This window comes from Pseudomonas mosselii, assembly GCF_003205295.1.
GTDB classification, from domain to species: Bacteria; Pseudomonadota; Gammaproteobacteria; order Pseudomonadales; family Pseudomonadaceae; genus Aquipseudomonas; species Aquipseudomonas mosselii_B.
Map to the genome: position 1 here is coordinate 136,542 of NZ_QJRP01000002.1, position 25,350 is coordinate 161,891.

The 25,350-nt window shown below is 64.9% G+C and carries 26 protein-coding genes; 10 read left to right on the forward strand and 16 right to left on the reverse strand.

What is annotated here, in order from left to right; translation table 11 throughout:
- The first annotated feature begins 80 nt into the window (after window positions 1-80).
- A complete protein-coding gene (locus tag DMX06_RS02500; RefSeq protein ID WP_110734269.1) occupies window positions 81-647 on the forward strand; it encodes a sugar O-acetyltransferase in 567 nt (188 codons plus the stop codon).
- Here the strand turns inward: DMX06_RS02500 and DMX06_RS02505 are convergent.
- A complete protein-coding gene (locus tag DMX06_RS02505) occupies window positions 626-1,195 on the reverse strand; it encodes a DUF6436 domain-containing protein (protein ID WP_110734271.1) in 570 nt (189 codons plus the stop codon). The genes DMX06_RS02500 and DMX06_RS02505 overlap by 22 nt on opposite strands.
- A 205-nt stretch (window positions 1,196-1,400) precedes the next feature.
- Here DMX06_RS02505 and DMX06_RS02510 point away from each other — a divergent pair, with 205 nt between their 5' ends.
- Entirely contained in the window at window positions 1,401-2,327 is a 927-nt protein-coding gene (locus DMX06_RS02510; protein WP_110734273.1) for an alpha/beta hydrolase, read from the forward strand.
- Here DMX06_RS02510 and DMX06_RS02515 read toward each other — a convergent pair whose 3' ends face one another.
- Window positions 2,328-3,080, reverse strand: a complete 753-nt coding sequence (locus DMX06_RS02515; protein ID WP_110734275.1) for a DUF2059 domain-containing protein — start codon at window positions 3,078-3,080, stop codon at window positions 2,328-2,330. It abuts the gene before it with no gap.
- Between the two features lie 121 nt (window positions 3,081-3,201).
- Between DMX06_RS02515 and DMX06_RS02520 the strand changes: the two genes are divergently transcribed.
- Together DMX06_RS02520 and DMX06_RS02525 are read left to right on the forward strand one after the other, a co-directional pair.
- Window positions 3,202-3,825 carry a 2OG-Fe(II) oxygenase gene (locus DMX06_RS02520; protein WP_110734277.1) on the forward strand — a complete coding sequence of 208 codons (624 nt, stop codon included), beginning with the start codon at window positions 3,202-3,204 and terminating at the stop codon, window positions 3,823-3,825.
- Window positions 3,812-4,315 (forward strand): DUF523 domain-containing protein, encoded by a 504-nt coding sequence (locus tag DMX06_RS02525; protein WP_110734279.1) that lies wholly within the window; start codon window positions 3,812-3,814, stop codon window positions 4,313-4,315. The genes DMX06_RS02520 and DMX06_RS02525 overlap by 14 nt, the downstream gene beginning before the upstream one ends.
- A gap of 195 nt (window positions 4,316-4,510) precedes the next feature.
- Here DMX06_RS02525 and DMX06_RS02530 read toward each other — a convergent pair whose 3' ends face one another.
- Entirely contained in the window at window positions 4,511-4,993 is a 483-nt protein-coding gene (locus DMX06_RS02530; RefSeq protein ID WP_110734281.1) for a transporter substrate-binding domain-containing protein, read from the reverse strand.
- 228 nt (window positions 4,994-5,221) lie between these two features.
- Between DMX06_RS02530 and DMX06_RS02535 the strand changes: the two genes are divergently transcribed.
- Window positions 5,222-5,698: a DUF4399 domain-containing protein gene (locus tag DMX06_RS02535; RefSeq protein ID WP_062359824.1), complete on the forward strand. Its 477-nt coding sequence runs from the start codon at window positions 5,222-5,224 to the stop codon at window positions 5,696-5,698.
- A 58-nt stretch (window positions 5,699-5,756) separates the two neighbouring features.
- On the opposite strand, the gene DMX06_RS02540 is transcribed toward DMX06_RS02535, so the two are convergent.
- Both DMX06_RS02540 and DMX06_RS02545 read right to left on the reverse strand, forming a co-directional pair.
- Window positions 5,757-6,626 carry a LysR family transcriptional regulator gene (locus DMX06_RS02540; protein WP_110734283.1) on the reverse strand — a complete coding sequence of 290 codons (870 nt, stop codon included), beginning with the start codon at window positions 6,624-6,626 and terminating at the stop codon, window positions 5,757-5,759.
- Between the two features lie 32 nt (window positions 6,627-6,658).
- Window positions 6,659-8,890 carry a heavy metal translocating P-type ATPase gene (locus tag DMX06_RS02545; protein WP_110734285.1) on the reverse strand — a complete coding sequence of 744 codons (2,232 nt, stop codon included), beginning with the start codon at window positions 8,888-8,890 and terminating at the stop codon, window positions 6,659-6,661.
- A gap of 111 nt (window positions 8,891-9,001) precedes the next feature.
- On the opposite strand from DMX06_RS02545, the gene cadR reads away from it, so the two are divergent.
- On the forward strand, window positions 9,002-9,445 hold the full coding sequence (gene cadR / locus DMX06_RS02550; RefSeq protein WP_110734288.1) for a cadmium resistance transcriptional regulator CadR: 444 nt from the start codon (window positions 9,002-9,004) through the stop codon (window positions 9,443-9,445).
- 141 nt (window positions 9,446-9,586) lie between these two features.
- Here the strand turns inward: cadR and DMX06_RS02555 are convergent, their stop codons facing one another.
- Genes DMX06_RS02555 through DMX06_RS02565 form a run of 3 tightly spaced genes read right to left on the reverse strand, consistent with a single transcriptional unit; the run spans window position 9,587 to window position 12,215 of the window.
- On the reverse strand, window positions 9,587-10,558 hold the full coding sequence (locus DMX06_RS02555) for a thymidylate synthase (RefSeq protein WP_110734290.1): 972 nt from the start codon (window positions 10,556-10,558) through the stop codon (window positions 9,587-9,589).
- A gap of 48 nt (window positions 10,559-10,606) precedes the next feature.
- The gene (gene lgt / locus DMX06_RS02560) at window positions 10,607-11,416 is read right to left on the reverse strand and encodes a prolipoprotein diacylglyceryl transferase (RefSeq protein ID WP_023630701.1); all 810 of its coding nucleotides are present in this window, start codon (window positions 11,414-11,416) and stop codon (window positions 10,607-10,609) included.
- A 16-nt stretch (window positions 11,417-11,432) separates the two neighbouring features.
- A complete protein-coding gene (locus DMX06_RS02565) occupies window positions 11,433-12,215 on the reverse strand; it encodes a sulfite exporter TauE/SafE family protein (RefSeq protein WP_050707397.1) in 783 nt (260 codons plus the stop codon).
- 131 nt (window positions 12,216-12,346) lie between these two features.
- Between DMX06_RS02565 and DMX06_RS02570 the strand changes: the two genes are divergently transcribed.
- The gene (locus DMX06_RS02570) at window positions 12,347-13,093 is read left to right on the forward strand and encodes an NRDE family protein (RefSeq protein WP_110734292.1); all 747 of its coding nucleotides are present in this window, start codon (window positions 12,347-12,349) and stop codon (window positions 13,091-13,093) included.
- A 49-nt stretch (window positions 13,094-13,142) separates the two neighbouring features.
- On the opposite strand, the gene ptsP is transcribed toward DMX06_RS02570, so the two are convergent.
- Both ptsP and DMX06_RS02580 read right to left on the reverse strand, forming a co-directional pair.
- On the reverse strand, window positions 13,143-15,416 hold the full coding sequence (gene ptsP / locus DMX06_RS02575; RefSeq protein WP_110734294.1) for a phosphoenolpyruvate--protein phosphotransferase: 2,274 nt from the start codon (window positions 15,414-15,416) through the stop codon (window positions 13,143-13,145).
- A 22-nt stretch (window positions 15,417-15,438) separates the two neighbouring features.
- Window positions 15,439-15,918: an RNA pyrophosphohydrolase gene (locus DMX06_RS02580; protein WP_028688498.1), complete on the reverse strand. Its 480-nt coding sequence runs from the start codon at window positions 15,916-15,918 to the stop codon at window positions 15,439-15,441.
- 141 nt (window positions 15,919-16,059) lie between these two features.
- On the opposite strand from DMX06_RS02580, the gene DMX06_RS02585 reads away from it, so the two are divergent.
- Window positions 16,060-16,716 carry a histidinol-phosphatase gene (locus DMX06_RS02585; RefSeq protein ID WP_110734297.1) on the forward strand — a complete coding sequence of 219 codons (657 nt, stop codon included), beginning with the start codon at window positions 16,060-16,062 and terminating at the stop codon, window positions 16,714-16,716.
- Window positions 16,717-16,836: 120 nt separating this feature from the next.
- Here the strand turns inward: DMX06_RS02585 and DMX06_RS02590 are convergent, their stop codons facing one another.
- Entirely contained in the window at window positions 16,837-17,262 is a 426-nt protein-coding gene (locus DMX06_RS02590; protein WP_110734654.1) for a DUF2269 family protein, read from the reverse strand.
- 87 nt (window positions 17,263-17,349) lie between these two features.
- Window positions 17,350-18,864: a threonine ammonia-lyase, biosynthetic gene (gene ilvA / locus DMX06_RS02595; protein WP_110734299.1), complete on the reverse strand. Its 1,515-nt coding sequence runs from the start codon at window positions 18,862-18,864 to the stop codon at window positions 17,350-17,352.
- Between the two features lie 133 nt (window positions 18,865-18,997).
- Between ilvA and rpiA the strand changes: the two genes are divergently transcribed.
- Window positions 18,998-19,672: a ribose-5-phosphate isomerase RpiA gene (rpiA, locus tag DMX06_RS02600; RefSeq protein ID WP_011536226.1), complete on the forward strand. Its 675-nt coding sequence runs from the start codon at window positions 18,998-19,000 to the stop codon at window positions 19,670-19,672.
- A gap of 71 nt (window positions 19,673-19,743) precedes the next feature.
- Here the strand turns inward: rpiA and DMX06_RS02605 are convergent, their stop codons facing one another.
- The 4 genes from DMX06_RS02605 to DMX06_RS02620 all read right to left on the reverse strand — a co-directional run bounded on the left by DMX06_RS02605 (window position 19,744) and on the right by DMX06_RS02620 (window position 23,896).
- Entirely contained in the window at window positions 19,744-20,649 is a 906-nt protein-coding gene (locus tag DMX06_RS02605) for an SdiA-regulated domain-containing protein (RefSeq protein ID WP_110734302.1), read from the reverse strand.
- Window positions 20,650-20,735: 86 nt separating this feature from the next.
- Complete coding sequence (locus tag DMX06_RS02610; protein WP_110734304.1) at window positions 20,736-21,656, reverse strand: SdiA-regulated domain-containing protein; 921 nt, start codon at window positions 21,654-21,656, stop codon at window positions 20,736-20,738.
- 151 nt (window positions 21,657-21,807) lie between these two features.
- The gene (locus DMX06_RS02615) at window positions 21,808-22,473 is read right to left on the reverse strand and encodes a fumarylacetoacetate hydrolase family protein (protein ID WP_110734306.1); all 666 of its coding nucleotides are present in this window, start codon (window positions 22,471-22,473) and stop codon (window positions 21,808-21,810) included.
- A 25-nt stretch (window positions 22,474-22,498) separates the two neighbouring features.
- A complete protein-coding gene (locus DMX06_RS02620) occupies window positions 22,499-23,896 on the reverse strand; it encodes an FAD-binding oxidoreductase (RefSeq protein ID WP_110734308.1) in 1,398 nt (465 codons plus the stop codon).
- 170 nt (window positions 23,897-24,066) lie between these two features.
- On the opposite strand from DMX06_RS02620, the gene serA reads away from it, so the two are divergent.
- Entirely contained in the window at window positions 24,067-25,296 is a 1,230-nt protein-coding gene (gene serA / locus DMX06_RS02625) for a phosphoglycerate dehydrogenase (protein ID WP_110734310.1), read from the forward strand.
- The last annotated feature ends 54 nt before the right edge of the window (window positions 25,297-25,350 follow it).

A 25,350-nucleotide genomic window follows, 5' to 3' on the forward strand; every position in this document is an offset into this window, starting at 1 on the left:
CTTGTGCACTCGAACGAGAAAATGTGGTCCGATCATCGGCGGATTCGCGAACTGAGCATAGTCCCCTGGAAGGAGTTTCCATGTCCCTGAGCGAAAAACAGAAGATGCTGACCGGTCAGCTCTATCACGCGGGTTGCCCCGAGCTGCAGGCCGAACAGGCCGCCAACCGACACTGGATGCACCGCTACAACAGCAGTGTCGAGCAGCCCAACGAGGCGCGTCATGGCCTGTTGGCGGAGCATTTCGCCAGCGTGGGCGAAGGTGTGGTGATTCGCCCGCCGTTCTTCTGCGACTACGGCTACAACATCAGCGTGGGCGCGAACACCTTCATGAACTTCAACTGCGTGATCCTCGACGTGCTGCCAGTACGCATCGGCGCCGATTGCCAGATCGCCCCGGCGGTGCAGATCTACACCGCCGACCACCCTCTTGACCCGGGCCTGCGCCGCAGTGGCCTGGAAAGCGGGCGCCCGGTGATCATCGGCGACAATGTCTGGATCGGCGGCGGGGCGATCATCCTGCCGGGGGTGACCATCGGTGATAACGCCGTGGTCGGCGCGGGCAGCGTGGTGACCCGGGATGTGCCGGCCGGGGCAGTGGTGGTGGGTAACCCGGCGCGGGTGCGTCAGCCGGCCCAGGGGCAATAGCAGCCAACTGCCAGGGTATTGGATGCCTGCACCCGGCGGCCTTCATTCAGCGCCGTGAGGATCGGCTCGATGAAGCTGTTGCTGGAATTGCACACCGCGCCTTCGCTGTAGGGGCCGAAGTAGGCGAGGTTGCCGTCGCGGTCCCAGATGGCCACGGCGGGGGTGGCCGGCAGCTGCTCGCTGCCCGGCAGGCTGGCCAGCGGCTTGAGCGCGGCGAGGTTAGCCGGCAGCTGGCCGTGGCTGTCGGGGCGCTGCACGACATGGAAGCTGATGCCTTGCGGCGCGAAGTGCTCGACCAGTTCGCCCAGGTGCTGCTGGTTGCCGACGTTGCAGGGGCAGGCCGGGTCCCAGAAGTGCACCACGCGGATCGGGCCCGGGCCTGCCAGCTCGGGGGGCAGGCGCAGCTGGCTGCCGTCGAAGAAGGTGGTCTGGTTGTCGAAGGTGCGCAGGTAGCGGGACTGGAAGCTGTCGTAGGCCCACCAGAGGACGGTGGCGCAGAGCAGGACGCAGAGAGTGGCGAATAATGTCTTGGTGTTTCGGGTTGGCATGGGCGGTCCGCAGAGCCTTGGAGCGACACAGGCTTCTGTGGGAGCGGGTTTACCCGCGAATGCGGCGGTGGCTGTACCATCGTATTCGCGGGTAAACCCGCTCCCACAGGAGCCGGGCTGCCCGATGAGTGGGGGTGCAGCTTGCCATGGCGTGGCCCAGAGCTGAATATCGCAGATCAATACTTGCTGCACACTGGATGTACCAATGCCCGCCAGCTTCAATCCCGACCCGCTGCGTACCAGCCTGTCGCCCCTCGTCGATCGCCAGCCATTGTCCGCCCAGGGCCAGGCCTACCAGCGCTTCTACGGCCTGGATCTGCCCGCGCACAGTTGGCTGGGCGGCTTCCAGGTGGCGGGCTTCGATCTGGTCGGCCAGCTCTGGCTGCCGGAGCAACCGATGGCGACATTGTTCCTGCTGCACGGCTACTACGATCACATGGGCCTGTACCGGCATGTGATCGAATGGGCATTGGGCCAGGGCTACGCGGTGATCGGCTGCGATCTGCCAGGCCATGGCCTGTCCAGCGGCGAGCGCGCCAGCATCGACGACTTCGGCATCTACCAGCAAGTGCTTGATGCACTGTTCGAGCAGGCCCGTCTGCTGGAACTGCCACGCCCCTGGCATCTGTGTGGACAGAGTACCGGCGGGGCGATCGCGGTCGATCACCTGCTGCACCAGGGTGAGCGCAGCCCAGTCGACGGCCAGGTGATCCTGCTGGCGCCCCTGGTGCGCCCGCGTGCCTGGCACTGGTCGAAACTGAGCTATCGGGTGCTGCGCCACTTCGTCAACGGCATCGAGCGGCGCTTCAGCGAGAACACCAACGACCCGGCCTTCCTGCCCTTCCTCGAGGCCGACCCGCTGCAGCCACGGCGCCTGCCGACCGCCTGGGTCGGGGCGCTGATGAAGTGGGTCCGGCGTATCGAAGCCGCACCGCGCAGCACACGCCGGCCTTTGATCGTGCAGGGCGAGGCGGACGGCACGGTGGACTGGCCCTACAACCTGAAGGTGCTCAAGGCCAAGTTCGCCGAGCCGCAGATCCTCATGCTGCCCGAGGCGCGGCATCACCTGGCCAACGAGCTGCCCGGCATCCGTCAGCGCTATTTTGACTTCATCGGCCAGCGCCTGGGCTGATCACTTCAGCTCGGCGGCGTTCTGGCCCACGGCCAGGGCCGCGCGTACCGCGGTGACCGCCGCCTTGTAGTAGGCCTGGCCGTCGGCGGACTCGGCAAAGGTGGCGAACTCCTCCAGCTCGGCGTCCGACAGGTCGCGATAGACGTACAGCAGGGTATTGTTCAGGTCTTCGCCAACCTGGTTCATCAGGCGTTGGCGTTGGCCATCGAGCAGGTTCTGCGCCTGGCCGCCGCCGAACAGGCCGGGCAGCATCGAACTCAGGCTGTCGGCCGCCACCCCGGCAATTGCCAGGCTGACCTCGGCGCCGGCTTCGCGGGCCGGCAGGGCCTGGGCCAGGTGACCGACGATCAGCAGGCGGTTGTCGCTGGCCTGGATCTTCGGCAGGCCCTTGGCGTTCTTGGCCAACTGGTCCTTGCGCGTGGCCAGCAGCTCGGCGGCCACCACCTTGCGCCCCAGCGGCGACTGGAAGAACGCGAGGGCCGGCGAGGGGTTTGCCAGGTTGGCGCGCAGTTGCGCCTGGGCCCGGCGGTCCATGGCCTGGGCCTGGAAGCGCTGGTTGCTGTTGTTGACCAGCGCCTGGTAGACAGCAGGCGGCAGGCTGTTGCGGTAGCGCTGCTGGGCGGCGCTCACGGCATCGTTGAAATGGGCGCGCTGGTCGGGCCAGCCGGCGGCCTTGTACAGCTGATCGAGGTTGTCTGCCCAGACAGGCATGGTGCAGATCATCAGCAGAAGCAGGGAAAACAGACGGCGCATTCAGGACTCCTGTCGGCAGGCCGCTATTGTCCTAGGCGTGGCGGGGCTTTGTCGAGTCGCCAGCGGCGCTTCCTGACCAAGTGGCGCTGTGCGAGCGGTTGCCGAATGGCTATGATGCGCCATGCACACTCCTTTCGAACATCCGCTGCTGTCGACGATCGTCGACGACCTGGCCACCCGTGGCTGGTCGCAGCAACCTCGCTTCCTGCCCGACGAGCTGTCGCGCGCGCTGGCGGCCGAATGCCGTCGCCGTCACGCCGAAGGCGAGCTCAACCCTGCCAGCATTGGTCGCGGTGCCGCGCAGGAGATCCGCGAGGCGATCCGTGGCGACCAGATCCAGTGGCTCGATCCCGGCGAATCGGCGGTCTGCGACCGCTACCTGGGCGCGATGGACAGCCTGCGCCAGGCCATCAACCAGGGCTTGTTCCTGGGGCTGGAGGATTTCGAGTGCCATTTTGCCCTGTATCCGCCAGGGGCTTTCTACAAGCGCCATCTCGACCGCTTTCGTGACGACGACCGGCGCATGGTGTCGGCCGTGCTCTACCTCAATGAAAGCTGGCAGCCGGAGGATGGCGGGCAGCTGCGCATGTTCCTGCAGGACGGTGTCGAACACGACGTGCAGCCGGTTGCGGGCAGCCTGGTGGTGTTCCTGTCGGGTGAAGTCCCGCATGAAGTGCTCCCGGCCGGGCGTGAGCGCCTGTCGTTGACCGGCTGGTTCCGGCGCCGTGGCAATGACCCGTTCTGAGCGGCCGAAGGTGCTGGTCAGCGCCTGCCTGCTGGGCCAGCCGGTACGCTATGACGGACGTGCCAGCGGCCATCCCGATGTCTTGCAGCGCTGGCAGGCCGAAGGCCGGGTGGTGCCGCTGTGCCCGGAGGTGGCCGGTGGCTTGCCGACGCCGCGACCGCCTGCGGAGATTCCGGGCGGACAGGGTGGTGCGGTGTTGGATGGGCAGGCACAGGTGCTGACGGTGACCGGCGACGATGTCAGCGAGGCGTTTCTGGCCGGGGCCCGACTGGCGCTGGCGCTGGTGCGCCGGCATGGCATCCGTGTGGCGGTGCTCAAGTCCGGCAGCCCGTCGTGTGGCAACCTGCAGACCTATGACGGCACCTTCAGCGGTGTAAAGGTGGCGGGGGAAGGGGTGACCACGGCCTTGCTGCGTCGAGAAGGGGTGCAGGTGTTCAGCGAGCTGGAGCTGGAAGACGCGCAGCGAGCGTTGCTTGAAAGCTACCTGTAGTCAGCCGATTTTGCGGGTGACCCCATTCTTCAGGCCATGCGCAATCCCTGTAGGAGCGGCCTTGTGTCGCGAAAGGGCTGCGTAGCGGCCCCAGAATTTCAGTGTTGACGCAAAGATAGCCGGGGCCGCTTTGCGGCCCTTTCGCGACACAAGGCCGCTCCTACAGGTCGGCGCAGACCTGCATTGGTAGCATGACTACTGTTCGGCACTGGTCTCGCGCGCAGCCGTAAGCCATTTCTTCTCCAGCTCAGCCAACCGACCATCGTCCTCGATCCGCTGCAGGGCATTGTTCACCGCCGCTTCGAAGGCTGGATTGCCCTTCTGGTACGGGATCACCAGCTTCTGGCTGGCCAGGGCCCGAATGGCGTCGAGCTTGTCGCTCAGTTCGATGTCTTGCTGGTTGAAGGTCATGTCGAACTTTCCGCTTTCCACTCCGGGGAGCACCTCTTCGGCGGGAGTCTCGACGAACTCGGCCCGTACATCCAGCTCCTTGGCCAGGGCCTGCCCCAATTCGATCTCGAAGCCTGTCAGGTGTTCGTTTTCCTTGAACGCATAGGGTGGCGCGTCGCCAAGCACGGCGATGCGCAGTTCGCCACGGTCGTTGATTTCATCGATCAGTTCGGCCTGGGCCAATGGGCTGAACAGTACCGCCAGCAGAATGCCAATGGTCAAACGCATGAGAGCCCCTTTCTTGTTCGGCAGATGAATTGCATTCGCCGTGGCTTTCTCGTCTACCTCGGGCGAACGCAGCCTATGACCTCCAGGTCGCGGCAAGGTTTTCTTCTGCCCTGAAATATTTCTGTCCCTGTTTTTGAACCTCTGCCGGTCGCGTTGGACTATGGTGAAGTACCGCCGTACTTCGTTTAAGTGATAGCGGTCAATTGAAGTGAATCACAGGAGAAGTGAATGAAAAGCCTATTTTCGCGTGCTGCCGTCGCCGGTCTGCTGATGGGGGCGTCGGTGTTCGCCAGTGCCGCGGATGCGCTGAAGAGCGAGCAGCCACCGGAAGGCGCCAAGGTCTTCATCGTTTCCCCCGCCGACGGGGCCACGGTCGACAAGACCTTCACCGTCAAATTCGGCATCGAAGGCATGGACCTAAAGCCCGCGGGCGACCAGACCCCGCACTCCGGCCATCACCACCTGCTGGTGGACGTGGACAAGGCCCCCCTGGCCGACCAGCCGCTGCCCACCAGCCTGATGCCCGAGAACAACGCGCCGCTGCCGGCCGGCCCACAGGTGCTGCACTTCGGCAAGGCGCAGACCGAGGCGACCATCACCCTCACGCCGGGTAAGCACACCCTGCAACTGGTGCTGGGTGACAAGTACCACGTGCCGTTCAAGCCGAGCGTCGAGTCGCAGAAAATCACCGTCAACGTGAAATAACCCGCTGCGCCATCGCCGGCAGGCCAGCTTGCCGGCGATGACGTCATTGCAGGCCGTTTCAGAACTGCGAGCCAACCACTTCCTGCGCCACGCCCAGAAAAGCCGCCGGCAACCGCGCCTGGCGCCGCTCCTTCAGGCAGTACAGGTACTCGTGCATCACCGGCGCATCCTCCAGCGCCAGCACCCTTAGCTCCGGGTTATGCGGCACCTCGTGGCGGGCAATGATGCTGATGCCGATGTTGCGCAGCACCGCTTCGCGGATCGACTCGCGGCTGCCGATCTCCAGTTGCGCTCCAGCCTTCACGTTGGCCTCCTGCATCATCTGCTCGGTCAGCTTGCGCGTGGTCGAGCCCTGCTCGCGCATCAGCAGGCAATGCCCGGCCACCACGTCGATGGATACCGCCTGACGCTGGGCCAGCGGATGATTGCGGTGCACCGCCACCACCAGCGGGTCGGTGCCCAGCACCCGGCGCACCAGGCGTGCATCTTCGAGCAGTTGCGAGGAAGCGGCGATATCCACCCGGTAATCCTCGAGCATCTCCAGCACCTGCTGCGAGTTGCCGATCTCCACCGCCACCTCCACCTGGGGCAGGCGCTCGCGGAAGATCTTCACCAGGTCGAGGATGTAGTAGGGCGCCGTGGCGGCGATGCGCAGGCTGCCCTGGGCCTGGCCGCTGTTGCGCAGCTCGAATTCGATGTCGGCCTCCTGCTGCAGCAGTGCCTTGACCATCGGTAGCAGGCGCACGCCTTCCTCGCTCAGCACCAGGCGCCGGCCACCGCGATAGAACAGCTCGACGTTGTACTGGCCTTCGAGATTGCGGATCTGCGTGGTCACCGTCGGCTGGCTGAGCCCGAGCTTCTTCGCCGCCAGGGTGATGCTGCCCAGGCGAGCCACCATGTAGAAGGCTTTGAGCTCGGCGCTCAGCATTGTGGATAACCTCTGTTCTGCGCTGCGGGCGCTTATTTGCGCAGCAGGCGCAAACCGTTGAACACCACCAGCAGGCTCACGCCCATGTCGGCGAACACCGCCATCCACATGGTGGCCATGCCGGCAAAGGTGATTGCCAGGAAGATCGCCTTGATCCCCAGGGCCAGCACGATGTTCTGGGTGAGGATCGCCGCGCTTTGGCGCGACAGCCTGACGAACGCCGGGATTTTGCGCAAGTCGTCGTCCATCAGTGCCACGTCGGCGGTCTCGATGGCAGTGTCGGTGCCGGCGGCGGCCATGGCGAAGCCGATCTCGGCACGGGCCAGGGCCGGTGCGTCGTTGATGCCGTCACCGACCATGCCGACCCGATGGCCCTCGCCGTACAGGCGCTCGATGCTGGCCAGCTTGTCCGCCGGCAGCAGGTTGCCCTCGGCGCGATCGATCCCCACCTGGGCGGCGATGGCCTGGGCGGTGTGGGGATTGTCGCCGGTCAACATGACAGTCTTGATGCCCAGTTCGTGCAGTTCGGCGATGGCCTGGCGGCTGCTGTCCTTGACCGTATCGGCCACGGCGAACAGCGCCAGCGGGCCGGAGCGGTCGAGCAACAGCACCACGGTCTTGCCCTGGCGCTCGAGCACATCCAGTTGCGCCTCGAGCTGCGGGGAGCACAGGCCGAGCTCTTCCACCAGGCGATGGTTGCCCAGATGGTAGGTCTGGCCCTCGATATCGCCGCGCACACCGCGACCGGCCAAGGCGGCGAACTCGGTGACCTCGCTCAAGGCCAGGCCCTGGTCCTTGGCGAACAGGGCGATGGCGCCGGACACCGGGTGGTCGGAGCGGGCGGCCAGGCTGGCGGCCAGTGCCTGGGCTCGGCCTTCGAACAGCGGGTCGAGGACCTTGCTGTCGGTCTGCACCGGCTTGCCGTGGGTGATGGTGCCGGTCTTGTCCAGGGCGAGGAAGTCCAGCTTGCGCCCGCCTTCGAGGTACACGCCGCCCTTGATCAGGATGCCCTTTCGCGCCGCCGCGGCCAGGCCGCTGACGATGGTCACCGGGGTCGAGATCACCAGCGCGCACGGGCAGGCCACCACCAGCAGCACCAGGGCGCGGTAGATCCAGTCGAACCAGGCGCCGGCCATGAACAGCGGTGGGATCACCGCCACGGCCAGGGCCACGGCGAACACCACCGGGGTGTAGATGCGCGAGAACTGGTCGACGAAGCGCTGGGTCGGCGCACGGGCGCCCTGGGCCTCCTCGACCGCCTTGATGATCCGCGCCAGGGTCGACTGGCCGGCGGCGGCGGTGACGCGGTACTCCAGCGCTCCGGCCTGGTTGATGGTGCCGGCGAACAGTTTGTCGCCCACGGCCTTCTCGACCGGCAGGCTCTCGCCGGTGATCGGCGCCTGGTCGACGCTGGACTGGCCACTGACCACCTCGCCATCCAGGCCGATACGCTCGCCCGGACGTACCCGCACCAGGGCGCCGATCGATACCTCGCGCACATCGAGTTCGCGCCACTGGCCGTCAGCCTGTTGTACGGTGGCCAGGTCCGGCGCCAGTTGCATCAAGCCGCCGATGGCATTGCGCGCGCGATCCAGCGAACGCGCCTCGATCAGCTCGGCGATGGTGAACAGCACCATGACCATGGCCGCTTCCGGCCACTGGCCGATCAGCACGGCGCCAGTCACGGCAATGCTCATCAGGGCATTGATGTTGAGGTTGCGGTTCTTCAGGGCGATCCAGCCCTTCTTGTAGGTGCCCAGGCCGCAGCCGAGGATCGCCGCCAGGGCCAGCGCGGCGACCACCCACTCCGGCGCCTTGCCGGAGAAGTGCACGATTTCTGCGGCGATTGCCGCGACACCCGACAGTGCCAGCGGCCACCAGCGGGTCCTGTTCGGCTGGGGCGCGCTGGCGGCGCCGTCGTCCTCGGCAGCCAGCGGTTCGGCCTTCATGCCCAGGCTGTCGATGGCCCGCTCGATCTCGGCGGTGCCGGCCAGCGTGTGGCGCACGCCAAGCACCCGGTTGATCAGGTTGAACTCCAACTGCTCGATGCCGGCCAGCTTGCCCAGCTTGTCCTGGATCAGGGTCTGTTCGGTGGGGCAGTCCATGGCCTCGATGCGAAAGCGGCTGAGCTGCGCCTGGGCGCTGGCCTTCTCGGTCAGTTGCACCAGGGCCGGGGCAGCCTTGCTGGAGCAGCAACTGTGGGCGTGGGGCTCATGGCCATGCGCGTGGTCATGCTTGTGATCGGGGCTGACAGGCTGGTTCATGGAATCATCCTTAACTGAGCACTGGCCTCTGCAGTTATCCGCAGAGTGGGTTGTTGCCAAGTGAACACCCTGTAGCCACTATAGGGTCAAGCCCCTTGCTGGAGATTTGCCATGAAGATCGGAGAACTGGCCAAGGCCACCGACTGCGCCGTGGAGACCATCCGCTACTACGAACGCGAGCAACTGCTGCCCGAGCCCGCCCGCAGCGACGGCAACTATCGGCTCTACACCCAGGCCCATGTCGAGCGGCTGACCTTCATCCGCAACTGCCGCACCCTGGACATGACCCTCGATGAAATCCGCAGCCTGTTGAGCCTGCGCGACAGCCCCGACGGCTCATGCGGCAGCGTCAACGCGCTGATCGACGAGCATATCGAGCATGTGCAGGCGAGGATCGACGGGCTGGTGGCGCTGCAGGCGCAGCTGGTGGAGTTGCGCCTGCAATGCAATGCGCAGGGGGCGGAGTGCGCGATTCTGCAGCAGCTGGAAACCAATGGGGCGGTGACGGTGCCGGAGATAGAGCATACGCATGTGGGCAGAAGCCACGGGCATTGAAAGTACTGGGGGCGCTGCGCACCCCTTTCGCGACACAAGGCCGCTCCCACAGGTACAGCGCAGTTTCAGGTTCTGCAGCCTACCTGTGGGAGCGGCCTTGTGTCGCGATGGGCTGCAAGGCAGCCCCGGCAATCTGAAAAGCTACACCGCCATCGGCGCCGTCATCGGCGCATGGTGCTCATAGCCTTCCAGCCAGAAGTCGCTCGGCTCGATCTTCTCCAGCCACTCCGGCTCGTACCTGCCGGTCTCGGCGAAGGCCGGCACGCGGTCGCTGATCACCAGCTTCGGTGCCGCCAAAGGCTCACGCTTCATCTGCTCATTGAGCATGTCCAGGTGGTTCTCGTACACATGGGCATCGCCGATGAAGTAGGTGAACCAGCGCGGGGTGTAGCCGGTCAGGCGGCCGAACAGCGACAGCAGCGCCGCGCCTTCGGTGAGGTTGAACGGCGTGCCCAGGCCCAGGTCGTTGGAGCGGATGTAGAGGGTAAGGGAAATTTCCTTGGTCTCGACATTCGGGTGGAACTGGTACAGCAGGTGGCACGGGGGCAGGGCCATTTCATCCAACTGGGCGCAGTTCCAGCCGTGGAACAGGATGCGGCGGCTGCCCGGGTCGTTGGCGATGGTGTCCAGACACTGGCGCACCTGGTCGATGGCCTTGTACAGGATGACGAACGCCTGGCCGTCCTCTTCGTCCTGGGCGATGCGACGAAAACCTGCCTGCTCGGCCATCTCGATGGCCGCCGGGTTGCTCAGCGGGATGCGCTTGTAGCCCGGCCACTGGCGCCATTGCACGCCGTAGATCTCGCCGAGGTCGTCATGGCCCTGGCGGAACGGGTTGGCCAGCCACTGGGCGTTCTCGTTGGCGTTCTGGTCCCAGACCTTGCAGCCCAGCTCGCGGAACTCGCCGGCGTTCTTCACGCCGCGCAAAAAGCCCACCATCTCGCCGATCGCCGACTTGAACGCCAGCTTGCGCGTGGTGATGGCCGGGAAGCCCTTCTGCAGGTCGAACTTGAGCATGGCGCCCGGCAGGCTGATGGTGCGGATGCCGGTGCGGTTTTCCTGCAGCGTGCCGTTGTCGATGACGTCACGGACCAGATCTAGATACTGTTTCATGGCTTACCTGTAGCAAGAACGGCAGGGGGATCGCCCCTGCCGTGGAAATCAGACGGTGGCCTTGGCCGACGGTTTACGGTTGTAGGCCCACCAGATCAGGAAGATGCCGCCGAGAATCATCGGTACGCAGAGCAACTGACCCATGGTCAACCAGCCGAAGGCGATGTAGCCCAGCTGGGCGTCGGGTACCCGCACGAATTCCACGATGAAGCGGAAGATGCCGTAGAACAGCGCGAACATGCCGGAAACGGCCATGGTCGGGCGCGGCTTGCGCGAGTACAGCCAGAGAATGACGAATAATGCCACACCTTCGAGGGCGAACTGATACAGCTGCGACGGGTGACGCGGCAACTGGGCCGGGTCGCTGAACGGCGGGAAGATCATCGCCCACGGCACGTCGGTGGCCTTGCCCCACAGTTCGGCGTTGATGAAGTTGCCGATGCGCCCGGCGCCCAGGCCTATCGGCACCAGCGGCGCGACGAAGTCCATCAGCTCGAAGAACGACTTGTTGTTGCGCTTGCCGAACCACAGCGCGGCCAGCATCACGCCGATGAAACCGCCGTGGAACGACATGCCGCCCTTCCACACCTCGAAGATCAGCGTCGGGTTGGCCAGGTACTGGTGCAGGTCGTAGAACAGCACATAGCCCAGGCGCCCGCCGACGATCACCCCCATCGACAGCCAGAACACCAGGTCGGAGAGTTTCTCGCGGCTCCAGGTCGGGTCGAAGCGGTTCAACCGGCGCGAGGCCAGCAACCAGGCGCCGCCGATGCCGATCAGGTACATCAGGCCGTACCAGTGGATTTTCAGTGGACCGAGGGCCACGGCCACGGGGTCGATCTGCGGGTAAGGCAGCATTGTCTTTCCTCTAGGTTCAGATAAGGAAGCTGAGTCCGACGCAGAACAGCAGCGCGGCGAACAGGCGCTTGAGCACACGCGGCGACAGCTTGTGCGCCAGACGCGCGCCGTAGCGGGCGAAGAACATGCTGGTGGCAGCGATGCCGACCAGCGCCGGAAGGTAGACGTAGCCCAGGCTGTGGGCCGGCAGGTGTTCCTCATGCCAGCCCAGCCAGATGAAGCCCAGGGCGCTGGCCAGGGCGATCGGCAGGCCGCAGGCCGACGACGTCGCCACTGCCTGCTGCATGGGCAGGCTGCGCCAGGTGAGGAACGGCACGGTCAGCGAGCCGCCGCCGATGCCGAAAATGGCCGAGGCCCAGCCGATCACCCCGCCTGCGGCGGTCAATCCGGGCTTGCCGGGGATGCCGCGGCTGGCCTTGGGCTTGAGGTCCAGGGCCATCTGCGCGGCGATCACCAGGGCAAACACGCCGATGATCTTCTGCAGCATCGGGCCCTGGATCAGCGAGGCGGTCTTGGCCCCGACCAGCGCGCCGAGCAGGATGCCCACGGTCATCCAGGCGAAGATCGGCCACTGCACCGCGCCCTTGCGCTGGTGCTCGCGCACGGCATTGATCGAAGTGAAGACGATGGTCGCCAACGACGTGCCGACCGCCAGGTGGGTCAGCACCGAAGGGTCGAAGCCCTGCAGGGTGAAACTGAACACCAGCACCGGCACGATGATGATGCCGCCACCGACACCGAACAGCCCGGCCAGCACGCCGGCACAGGCGCCCAACAGCAGATAGAGAGCGAATTCCATTCGTGGCCCCAGTGGAAAACAATCCGGCATGGTAACGGAAGCCGCGCCCGGCGCTCTAGTGAACTCTGTGTCAGATGATGGATAGCGGTCGGCGGCGCGGGTAGAGTGGCCGAAAACACAGGGGACAACCTATGTGCCTGATCGTATTCGCCTGGCGGCCGGGGACAGTCCGGCCGCTGATCGTCGCGGCCAACCGCGACGAGTTCTACGCCCGACCGACCCAGGCCCTGGCAGCCTGGGAGGATGCACCGGGGGTGCATGCCGGGCGTGACCTGGAGGCCGGCGGAACCTGGCTTGGCGTGGGGCCGAACGGGCGCTTCGCGGCGCTGACCAACATCCGTGACCCGCGCCAGCCGCTGGGGCCGCGCTCACGGGGCGAGCTGGTGGCGGCGTACCTGCAGGGCGAGCTGGGGGTCGAGGCCTATCTGGACCAAGTGGCCAGCCGCAGCGGGCAGTACTCGGGGTTCAACCTGCTGGTGGGCGATGGCGGGCGGCTGGGCTACCTGCATGCCCGCGAGGCCGCGCCGCGCCTGCTGGAACCTGGTATCTACGGGCTTTCGAATGCCGGGCTGGATACGCCGTGGCCGAAGCTGGTCAAGGCGCGCAGTGGGCTTGAGGGATTGCTCGAGGCCGCTGATCCGCAACGGCTATTGGCCCTGCTGGGCGATGTGCAGCCCGCGCCAGACGGCGAATTGCCGGAGACCGGCGTGGGGCTAGCCACCGAGCGGTTGCTGTCGAGCGTGTTCATCGCCAGCCAGAACTATGGGACGCGGGCGAGCACGGTGCTGATCGTCGATGACCAGGGGCGTCGGCGGATGGTCGAGCGCAGTTTCGGGCCGTTTGGTGGGCATCTGGGCGAGATCAGCCTAGAGGTGTGAGTCCAGCCTGATCGCGGGGCTTGCCCCGCGATCAGGCCGGTACAGACGATCAAAGGGTCTTGTTCGGCCCGATCATCCGCGCCAGGCCAAGATTCTTCAGCGCCAGTTGCAGCGAGCTGTGGATAACCTGCGGGTTGTCATGGCTCATGGCGTCGGCCAAGAGCTCCTTGGCCTTGCCCAGGTTGATCTGGCGCAGCATCCACTTCACTTTCGGCAGGTTGGTGGCGTTCATCGACAGGCTGTCAAAGCCCATGGCCATCAGCAGGATCGCCGCAGCCGGGTCGCCGGCCATCTCGCCGCAGATGCTCACCGGCTTGCCTTCCTCGTGGGCAACGCTGACCACGGTCTGCAGGGCCTGCAGCACCGCCGGGTGCAGGTAGTCGTACAGGTCGGCGACCCGCGGGTTGTTGCGATCGACCGCCAGCAGGTACTGGGTCAGGTCGTTGGAACCGACCGAAAGGAAGTCCACCTGGCGCGCCAGCTCGCGGGTCTGGTACACGGCGGCGGGAATCTCCACCATCACCCCCACCGGCGGCATCGGCACGTCGGTGCCCTCGTCGCGCACCTCGCCCCAGGCGCGGTGGATGAGGTGCTGGGCTTCTTCCAGCTCGTGGATGCCGGAAATCATCGGCAGCAAGATGCGCAGGTTGTTCAGGCCCTCGCTGGCCTTGAGCATGGCGCGGGTCTGCACCAGGAAGATTTCCGGGTGATCGAGGGTGACGCGGATGCCGCGCCAGCCGAGGAACGGGTTTTCTTCCTTGATGGGGAAGTACGACAGCGACTTGTCGCCGCCGATGTCGAGGCTGCGCATGGTCACCGGCAGCGGGTGGAACGCCTGCAGCTGCTCGCGGTAGATCGCCAGCTGTTCCTTCTCGCTGGGGAAGCGCTGGTTGATCATGAATGGCACTTCGGTGCGGTACAGGCCGACGCCCTCGGCGCCGCGCTGCTGGGCGCGGGCCACGTCGGCGAGCAGGCCGGTGTTGACCCACAGCGGCATGCGGTGGCCGTCCGGAGTGATGCACGGCAGCTCGCGCAGGGCGTCGAGGCCACGTGCCAACTGGCGCTCCTCCTCGACCACATCGCTGTACTGCTTGCGCAGTACCTCGCCGGGGTTGGTGAACACCTCGCCCTTGTAGCCGTCGACGATCATCTCGATGCCGTCGGCCTTCGAGTACGGCAGGTCGACCACGCCCATGACGGTCGGGATGCCCATGGCACGGGCAAGAATCGCCACATGGGAGTTGCCCGAGCCCAGCACCGAAACCAGGCCCACCAGCTTGCCTTCCGGCACCTCGCCGAGCATGGCGGGGGTCAGCTCCTCGCTGACGAGGATGGTGTTGTCCTGGTAGACCAACGATTGTGAACGGGCTTCCTGCAGGTACGCCAGCAGGCGTCGGCCCAGGTCCTTGACGTCCGAGGCGCGCTCGCGAAGGTAGTCGTCGTCCATCAGCTCGAAGCGGTTGACGTGCTCGCCGACCACCTGGCGCAGGGCGCCCTGGGCCCACTGGCCGGTCTTGATGACCTCGACCACTTCGCCACCGAGGGCGGCGTCCTCGAGCATCATCAGGTATACATCGAACAACGCGCGTTCTTCGGGGCGCAGCTGGGTGGCGAGCTTGGCCGACAGCTTGCGCATGTCCTCGCGCACACCTTCGAGGGCGTTGTTGAACAGCTTGAGTTCGTTGTCGATGTCCTCGACGGTGCGGTCCGGCACTACCTCGAGGTCGGCGGGCGGCAACATCACCACCGATCGGCCGACGGCGGCGCCCGGGGAGCCTGGCACGCCGACGAAGCGGGCCTCCTGGATGCCCTTGCCCTGGCGGCCCAGGCCGCGGATCGAGCCGGTCGCCTCGGCGTGGGCGATAACCCCGGCGAGCTGGGCGCTCATGGTGACCAGGAAGGCCTCTTCGCCCTCGTCGAACTGGCGGCGCTCCTTCTGCTGGATGACCAGTACCCCCACCACGCGGCGGTGGTGGATGATCGGCGCACCGAGGAAGGAGGCGAATTTCTCTTCGCCGGTCTCGGCGAAGTAGCGGTAGCGCGGGTGGTCGGCGGCGTTCTCGAGGTTCAGCGGCTCCTCGCGGGTACCGACCAGGCCGACCAGGCCCTCGTTGGGGGCCATGCTGACCTTGCCGATGGAGCGCTTGTTCAGGCCCTCGGAGGCCATCAGCACGAAGCGGTTGCTGTCCGGGTCGAGCAGGTAGACCGAGCAGACCTGGCTGCCCATCGCCTCCTTGACGCGCAAGACAATGATACCCAACGCCGTCTTGAGATCTTTGGCGGAGTTCACTTCCTGGACGATCTTGCGCAGCGTATTGAGCATGGCTCGGGGTCGGACTCCGTCGTCAGTCGCGCGTCAGCAGGCGCGGGGCTAGCTCTTTCAGGGCGCGGCGGTATACCTCGCGCTTGAATGTCACCACCTGGCCAAGCGGATACCAGTAGCTGACCCAGCGCCAGCCATCGAATTCCGGTTTGCCGGTGAGGTCCATGCGCACCCGTTGCTCATTGCTCACCAGGCGTAGCAGGAACCACTTCTGTTTCTGGCCGATGCACAGCGGCTGGCTGTGGGTGCGCACCAGGCGCTGGGGTAAACGATAACGCAACCAGCCACGGGTGCAGGCAAGAATTTCCACGTCCTGGCGTTCCAGGCCCACTTCTTCGTTCAGCTCGCGGTACAGGGCATCTTCCGGCGTCTCGTCAGGGTTGATGCCACCCTGGGGAAACTGCCAGGCATCCTGGTTGATCCGCCGAGCCCATAGCACCTGCCCGGCATCATTCGTGAGAATGATCCCGACATTGGGGCGAAAACCATCCGGGTCGATCACGGCAGCAACCTCGCAAACGCATGTCAACGCATTGTTCCACAAAGCCCGAGCGCGCAGCAACGCGCCCGCCAAGCTTATGTGCAGCGAGGTGAAAACTCCGTATTCTGCGGGACTCTTCCGTGGCTGATGCGAGTGACCGCGATGCGCCTGGCTTTATTCGACCTGGACAATACCCTCCTCGGTGGCGACAGCGACCACGCCTGGGGTGACTACCTGTGCGAGCGGGGCATTCTCGACCCGATCGCCTACAAGCAACGCAACGACGCCTTCTACCAGGACTACCTCAACGGTACCCTGGACATGCAGGCCTACCTGGCCTTTTCCATGGAGATCCTCGCGGCCAGCGAGCCTGCGCAACTGGAGCAGTGGCACCGCGAGTTCATGCGCGACTGCATCGAGCCGATCATCCTGCCCAGGGCCCTGGCGTTGCTGCAGCAGCACCGCGAGGCGGGCGACCAACTGGTGATCATCACCGCCACCAACCGCTTCGTCACCGCGCCGATCGCCCGCCGCCTGGGCGTGCGTACCTTGTTGGCGACCGAATGCGAAACGCAGGACGGGCGCTATACCGGGCGCAGTACCGATATACCCTGTTTCCGTGAAGGCAAGGTGACGCGGCTTGCGCGCTGGATGCTGGAGAACGGGTTCGACCTGGAAGACAGCTACTTCTACAGCGACTCGCTGAACGATGTGCCGTTGCTGGAGGTGGTGGCGAACCCGGTGGCAGTGGATCCGGATCCGAGGTTGCGGGTCGAGGCCGAGCGGCGTGGGTGGCCGGTTATTTCGTTGCGCAATTGAAGGCCTGATCGCGGGGCAAGCCCGCTCCCACGATCTGAACTGCTTCCGGGCGTTGGATTGATGTCCAATATCTTGGGCGCAACCCGATCTGGCGTGGGAGCGGGCTTGCCCCGCGATGCTTCAGATCGGCTTGGCGCCCATCAGGCCTGCAATGGACAGGAAGCAGACGCCACTGAACACCGCCAACGCCAAGGTGAACTTCAAACCCACGGTTTCAGCCTTGCGCAGTCGGTTCAGGCGCACCACCAGCCACCACACGGCAAACGCGCCGAGCGTATAGATGACGCTGGACGCCAGTACCCAGGTCTGCCCCAGCGGCCAGCCGACCAGGTGCACCAGCCACCAGCCGGTGAATGGCATGCTCACCAGGCACAGCCCCATCAGCAGCCAGACGAACACCAGTGGTCGGCGCAACAGCTTGCCATAGGCCTCGGTATCGCCCTGGCGGCGGGCGCGAACAGTCCAGGTCGCCAGGCCCAGGGCGCCCAGCAATAGCAGGGCGGTGGCGAGGATATGCAGGGTCTTGAGGGTGGTCAGGTGTTCCATTTCGTGATCGTCCTTCTTGCTGATGCCCTCGTCGCGGGGCAAGTCGCATCGGCGCACCGCCGCTCCCGCGAGGTCAGTGTGGCGTGTTCAGCCCAAGAATAGCTGGTAGGCCGGGTTCTCGGTCTCGTCCCAGTACGGATAGCCGATCTTGGCCAGCGCCGCCGGCACCAGGTGGCGCTCCTCCTCCGGCACCTGCAGGCCTGCGACCACCCGGCCATCGGCGGCGCCGTGGTTGCGGTAGTGGAACATCGAGATGTTCCAGCGCCCGCCCAGCTTGTTGAGGAAGTTGAACAGCGCGCCCGGCCGCTCGGGAAACTCGAAGCGCAGCACCATCTCGTCGCTGGCCCCGGCCGAGTGGCCGCCGACCATGTGGCGGATGTGCAGCTTGGCCAGTTCATTGTCGGTCAGGTCGGTAACCGGGAAGCCTTGTTTGGTCAACTGCTGGACCAACGCCGCGCGCGGGTCCGTTTCAGGGTGGGTCTGCACGCCGACGAAGATATGCGCCTCGTCCGAGGTGTGCTTGCGGTAGTTGAATTCGGTGATCTGGCGCTTGCCGATGGCCTCGCAGAAGGCCTTGAAGCTGCCAGGGCGTTCCGGGATGGTCACGGCGATGATCGCCTCGCGCTTCTCGCCCAGTTCGGCGCGCTCGGCCACATGGCGCAGGCGGTCGAAATTGACGTTGGCGCCCGAGTCGATGGCCACCAGGGTCTGCCCGGCAACGCCCTTGAGCTCGACGTACTTCTTGATGCCGGCCACGCCCAAAGCTCCGGCAGGTTCGGTGATCGAGCGGGTATCGTCGTAGATATCCTTGATCGCCGCGCAGATCTCGTCGGTGCTGACGGTGATCACCTCGTCCACATGGTGGCGGCAGATATCGAAGGTATGCTGGCCGATCTGCGCCACCGCCACGCCGTCGGCGAACAGCCCGACCTGCGGCAACACCACGCGCTCGCCCGCGTCCATGGCGGCCTGCAGGCAGTTTGAGTCGTCCGGTTCGACGCCGATCACCTTGATCTCGGGGCGCAGGTACTTCACGTACGCCGCGATCCCGGCAATCAGCCCGCCGCCGCCGACCGGCACGAAGATCGCGTCCAGTTGGCCCGGGTGCTGGCGCAGGATCTCCATGGCCACCGTGCCTTGTCCGGCGATGGTGTGCGGATCGTCGTAGGGGTGGATGTAGACGAAGCCCTTCTCTTCCACCAGCTTCAGCGAGTAGGCCAGCGCCTCGGGGAAGGTGTCACCGTGCAGCACCACCTTGCCGCCCCGGGAACGCACGCCTTCGATCTTGATCTCGGGGGTGGTCTTGGGCATGACGATGGTCGCCTTGATCCCCAGCTCCCGCGCCGCCAGGGCCAGGCCTTGGGCGTGGTTGCCGGCGGAGGCGGTGACCACGCCGCGGGCCAGTTCCTCGGCGCTCAGTTGCGCGAGTTTGTTGTAGGCCCCGCGGATCTTGAACGAGAACACCGGCTGCAGGTCCTCGCGCTTGAGCAGCACCGTGTTGCCCAGGCGCTTGCTCAACTGCCCGGCGCTGTGCAACGGGGTTTCGACGGCAACGTCGTAGACGCGCGAGGTGAGGATCTTCTTGACGTACTGTTCGAGCATCGGAAAGCATCACTGGGCCGCGGGACAAGGGCTGGGAGTCTACCGCAGCGCCACGTCGGGCGACCACAGCAAAGCCGCCGGAGCCGTTATACTAGGCAACTTTGAAATCCGCCCAGCCCCTTCCGGAGCCCGCATGACCCAGGACCAACTCAAACAGGCTGTCGCCCAGGCCGCCGTCGATCTCATCCTGCCGAAACTGGATGAGAAAAGCGTCGTCGGCGTCGGTACCGGTTCGACCGCCAATTTCTTCATCGACGCCCTGGCCCAGCACAAGACCGCCTTCGACGGTGCCGTCGCCAGCTCCGAAGCCACCGCTCAGCGCCTGAAGGGCCATGGCATCCCGGTCTACGAGCTGAACAGTGTCAGCGAGTTGGAGTTCTACGTCGACGGCGCCGACGAGAGCGACGCCCACCTCAATCTGATCAAGGGCGGTGGCGCGGCCCTGACCCGCGAGAAGATCGTCGCGGCGGTGGCCAAGACCTTCATCTGCATTGCCGACGCCAGCAAGCTGGTGCCGGTGCTGGGCGCCTTCCCGCTGCCGGTCGAGGTGATTCCGATGGCCCGCAGCCACGTGGCGCGCCAGCTGGTCAAGCTGGGCGGCGACCCGGTCTATCGTGAAGGCGTGGTGACCGACAACGGCAACGTCATCCTGGATGTGCACAACTTGCAGATCACCAACCCGGTGGAGCTGGAAAGCCAGATCAACGCCATTGTCGGCGTGGTCACCAATGGTCTGTTCGCGGCGCGTCCGGCGGATGTGCTGTTGCTGGGGACCGCTGAAGGCGTGAAAACCCTCAAGGCCGAGTAATCCTCATCGCGGGGCAAGCTCGCTCCCACCGTGGGAGCGGGCTTGCCCCGCGATAGCGCCAGCCCAGGCAATCAATCAGCCGGCTGCCTGAACACATAGAACAGGTTCGGTTCACTGACCAGGTAGATGGTCCCGGCGTCGTCCATCGCAATCCCTTCCGCCTGCGGCACCGTCTGTTTCAAGCCCTGGAATCCCTTGCGCAGCGACAGCGTGCTCAGCGGCCTGCCCTTCACATCCAGCTCCAGCACCAACCGCGACTCGTCCGACAGCGCCAGCAGGTGCCCGCTGCGTTCGTCGAACTGCAGGCTCGACAGGTCCCTCACGAACAGCCGCCGGTCGCGCTTGCGGTCCTGCACCACATGTACTGCATAGGGCTTGTCGGGGTTGTCATGGGGAAAGCCGTGCACCTCGTAGATCATCATTGGGTCGCGTTCCTTGGCCACGAACAAGCGCTTGCCTGCCGAGTCGTAGGCCAACCCTTCGAACCCCTTGTTGCCATTGAGGCCGATACCGAGGGACAGTTGTTCGGCATCGCTGGCGTCAAGGAACAGGGTGTCATCGTCAAGGCGCACGCGAATCAGCCGCTGCTGGCGCTCGTCGGTGATCACGTAGCTGTTGGGACCCACGTACTCCACCGCCTCGGGATCGCCGAAGCCGGTCAGCGGCACGCGGCGCAGGATGCGGCCGTCCAGCGACAGCTCGATCAGCTCCGAGCGGGCATTGGTGACGGTGAACAGGCTCTTGCGGTCGGGGTCGTAGGTCAGCGCCGAGAGGTCGTCGTCCAGCCCGTCGATGGGTTGCGCTTCGATCGCCACCTGATAGCGATCCAGGCCGATGCTTTGCTCGGCCGGCTGCCACCAGGTCTTGAGGTTGAACCAGCCCCGCTCGAACAGGCGGAACTCATGCCCGGCGGCGCCCAGGACGAGCAGGGCAACAAGCACGATGAAGGCGAGGATCAAGCGAAGGTGGCGGCGCATGGGGTCGGACTCGGCGAAAGGAGCACGTATCTAACCACTATCAACTGAAGCAAAGCTTAATGCCATCACCAGAAATATCTGAATGATCAGTGCTTTCTGAAGCGATAGAACAGATTGGGCTCGCTGACGATGTACAGGTTGCCCTGGTCATCCATCGCCACGCCTTCAGCCCGGGGGATGGTGTCACCCAGGCCGTTGAAACCACCCAGCAGGGTCATGAAACTGACCTGCTCGCCTTTCTCGTCCAGCTCGAGGAGCATGTTGGAGTCCGCCGACAGTGCCAGCAGATGCCCGGTGCGGGGGTCGATGGCCAGGGCGGAGAGGTTGCGCAGGTCCAGTTCGTCGTTCGGCAGCGGTTGTTTTTCACCCTTGAGCGGACCGCGGCCATCGGTGCTCCAGATGAACAGCCTGGGCGGCCGCTCCGCGCCGATGACCAGGCGCTGGCGCATCAGGTCCCAGGCAATGGCCTCGTAGCCCTTGTTGCTGTCTTCGGTCTCGCCAAGGTCGTATGGCTGGTAGTCGGCGCGATCAAGGGATGTGGTGTCGGGGTTCACCTTGACCAGCGTCAGGTCGTGCCTGCGCTCATCGACGATGCCGATCTGGCCGTCCTCGAGCACCGCCACGCCTTCCGGATTGGACCAGCCTACCAGCGGAATCTTGCGCAACACATCACCGTCAAGGGTGAGCTCGACCAGGAACGGGTGCTTGCCCATGACCGAGAACAACGTCCGGGTGTGTGGGTTGAATGCGAGGTCCGAGGCCTCGTCACGCTCCATGCCCGGCAATGGCTTGGCGTCGATGTCGGCCACATAATCCGGCAGCCAGATGCTTTCCTGGCGCTCGGCCTGGCTTTCAAAGCCTTCCTTTATCCACAGCAGGCCACGGTCATCCCAGTGCATGGCCACCGTCAGGCCATAGGCGATGATCGCCAGCGCAAGCAGCCACAGCGACCAGCGTGTGAGCATGCGTCGCTTTGGCGGAAGGGATGCGCTAGGGGGATTGGTCATCGGACAGGGATCCTGGAAGTAGGCGGTAGCGTGCTCGCCACGGCGGGCAAAGGAACGTGAAACAGCGAATTATCCGGATCAATTGTGAAAAAAACGACAAATCCCACCGGCACAGTCAGCGACGACGGCATTGCACCGTCGTCGCCCGGAGTCAAAGCACCCGGCCTTCGAACCGGCTTGCACCCGGAAGTTCCAGCACCAGCTCATCGCCCACATTGAACGGTCCCACGCCCGCCGGGGTGCCGGTGAGGATGACATCGCCGGCCTGCAGGGAGAAGTTTGCCGCCATGTGCTGGATCATCGGCACAATCGGGTTGAGCATCAGCGCGCTGTTACCGTCCTGGCGCACCTCGCCGTTGATGGTCAGGCGAATGCCGATGTCGGTCAGGTCCTCGAAGGTGCCGGCCGACACGAACGGCGGCAGTACGCAGGCACCATCGAAGCTCTTGGCCAGTTCCCAGGGCAGGCCCTTTTCCTTCAGCTTTGCCTGCACGTCGCGCAGGGTCAGGTCCAGCGCCGGGGCAAAGCCGGAGATGGCGTCGAGCACCTCTTCCTCGGAAGGGTGGGTGGACAGGGGCTTGCCCAGCAGCACGGCGATCTCTGCCTCGTAGTGCACCGAACCGCGCTCGGTCGGGATCTTGAAGCCGCCTTCCAGGGGCACCACGCAGCTGCCGGGCTTGATGAACAGCAGCGGCTCGCTGGGGATGGGGTTGTCCAGTTCCTTGGCATGCTCGGCGTAGTTGCGGCCGATGCACACCACCTTGCCCAGCGGGAAGTGGATGCGCGTGCCGTCTACGTACTGGTGCTGGTAACTCATGGCCGACTCCTGTGAATACTGCTTTTTATTCGGGAGCGAAGATCTTACCCGGATTCATGATGCCGTTAGGGTCGAACACTGCCTTGATCGCCTTCATGCAGGCGATTTCCTCCGGCGAGCGGCTGTAGCCGAGGTAGTCGCGCTTGGTCATGCCCACGCCGTGCTCGGCGGAGATCGAGCCGTTGTAGCGTTCGACGATCTCGAACACCCACTTGTTGACCTTGGCGCAGGAGGCGAAGAAGTCGTCCTTGGTCATGTGGTCGGGCTTGAGGATGTTCAGGTGCAGGTTGCCGTCGCCGATATGGCCGTACCAGACCACTTCGTAGTCCGGGTAATGCTCGCCGACGATGGCGTCGATATCGCGCAGGAAGGCCGGCACCTTCGACACGGTGACCGAGATGTCGTTCTTGTACGGCGTCCAGTGCGAGATGGTCTCGGACAGGTACTCGCGCAGCTTCCACAGGTTCTTCAGCTGGGTCTCGCTCTGGCTCATCACCCCGTCCAGCACCCAGCCCTGCTCCACGCAGTGCTCGAAGGTGGCCAGGGCTTCGTTGGCCACCTCCTCGGTGCTGGCTTCGAACTCCAGCAGGGCATAGAACGGGCAGTCGGTTTCGAACGGCGCGGGCACATCGCCCCGGGCGAGGATCCTGGCCAGGCCCTTGTCGGAAAAGAACTCGAAGGCTGTCAGGTCGAGCTTGCCCTGGAAGGCGTGCAGCACCGGCATGATCGCGTCGAAGTCGGGCGTGCCCAGCACCATGGCGGTGAGGTTGCGCGGCGCGCGGTCCAGGCGCATGGTCGCCTCGACCACGAAGCCCAGGGTGCCTTCGGCGCCGATGAACAACTGGCGCAGGTCGTAGCCGGTGGCGTTCTTGATCAGGTCCTTGTTCAGCTCGAGCAGTTCGCCCTTGCCGGTGACCACCTTCAGCCCGGCCACCCAGTTGCGGGTCATGCCGTAGCGGATCACCTTGATCCCGCCGGCGTTGGTACCGATATTGCCGCCGATCTGGCTGGAGCCGCTCGAGGCGAAGTCCACCGGGTAATAGAGGCCCTGGTCCTCGGCGAACTGCTGCAACTGGCGGGTGACGACTCCTGGCTGGCAGACCACGGTACGATCGAACTCGTTGAAAGCGAGGATCTGGTTCATGTAGTCGAAGGCCACCACCACCTCGCCATGGGCGGCAACGGCGGCGCCCGACAGCCCGGTTCGTCCGCCCGACGGCACCAGGGCGACCTTGTGCCGGTTGGCCCAGCGCACGATGGCCTGTACTTGCTCGACGGACTTGGGGAAGACGATGGCGCTTGGCGCCGGCGGGTAGTGCTTGGTCCAGTCCTTGCCGTAGGCCTCGAGCGAGGCCGGGTCGGTGAGGACCTTGCCAGGGTCGACCAGGGTCATCAGCTCATCAATTACCGCAGACTGGGTCATCGCTGGAACTCTCGACTTATTCATAGTCACCCTGAGCACGCTTCACCTGTCGGGATAAGCTCAGGTTGTGTCGCGTATGCTAGCATAGCCCTCCCGCTGTTCGTGCTAAGGCCGACGCCGCGCCGCTCCACTCTCCTCGCCATTTTTCTCCGGGATACAGGTTTACGCAGATGAGCAAGACTTCTCTCGACAAGAGCAAGATCAGGTTCCTTCTTCTTGAAGGTGTGCACCAGAACGCGGTCGATACCCTCAAGGCTGCCGGCTACACCAACATCGAATACCTCACTGGTTCGCTGCCGGAAGCCGAGCTGAAGGAAAAGATCGCCGATGCCCACTTCATCGGGATCCGTTCGCGCACCCAACTGACCGAAGAGATCTTCGACTGCGCGAAGAAACTGGTCGCGGTCGGCTGTTTCTGCATCGGCACCAACCAGGTCGACCTGGAAGCGGCCCGCGAGCGCGGTATCGCCGTGTTCAACGCCCCCTACTCGAACACCCGTTCGGTGGCCGAGCTGGTGCTGGCCGAAGCCATCCTGCTGCTGCGCGGCATCCCCGAGAAGAACGCTTCCTGCCACCGTGGCGGCTGGATCAAGAGCGCGGCCAACTCCTTCGAGATCCGTGGCAAGAAGCTGGGCATCGTCGGCTACGGCTCGATCGGCACCCAGCTGTCGGTCCTGGCCGAGAGCCTGGGCATGCAGGTGTACTTCTTCGACCCGCTGACCAAGCTGCCGCTGGGCAACGCCACCCAGGTCACCAGCCTGCACGAGCTGCTGGGCCTGGCCGACATCGTCTCGCTGCATGTACCTGAGCTGCCGTCCACCCAGTGGATGATCGGCGAGAAGGAAATCCGCGCGATGAAGAAGGGCTCGATCCTGATCAACGCCGCCCGTGGCACCGTGGTCGAGCTGGACCACCTGGCCGCCGCGATCAAGGACAAGCACCTGATCGGCGCCGCGATCGACGTGTTCCCGGTCGAGCCGCGCTCCAACGACGAAGAGTTCGAAAGCCCGCTGCGCGGCCTGGACAACGTGATCCTGACCCCGCACATCGGTGGTTCCACCGCCGAGGCCCAGGCCAACATCGGCCTGGAAGTGGCCGAGAAACTGGTCAAGTACAGCGACAACGGCACCTCCGTGTCGTCGGTCAACTTCCCGGAAGTGGCCCTGCCGGCGCACCCTGGCAAGCACCGCCTGCTGCACATCCACGAAAACATCCCGGGCGTGCTCAGCGAGATCAACAAAGTATTCGCCGAGAACGCAATCAACATCTCCGGTCAGTTCCTGCAGACCAACGAGAAAGTGGGTTACGTGGTCATCGACGTTGACGCCGAGTACTCGGACCTGGCCCAGGAGAAACTGCAGCACGTGAAGGGCACCATTCGTTCCCGCGTACTGTTCTGAGTTTCACTGCGTCCTGAAGGAGGGAGGCCCTGGTGGCCTCCCTTTTTTGTTCGG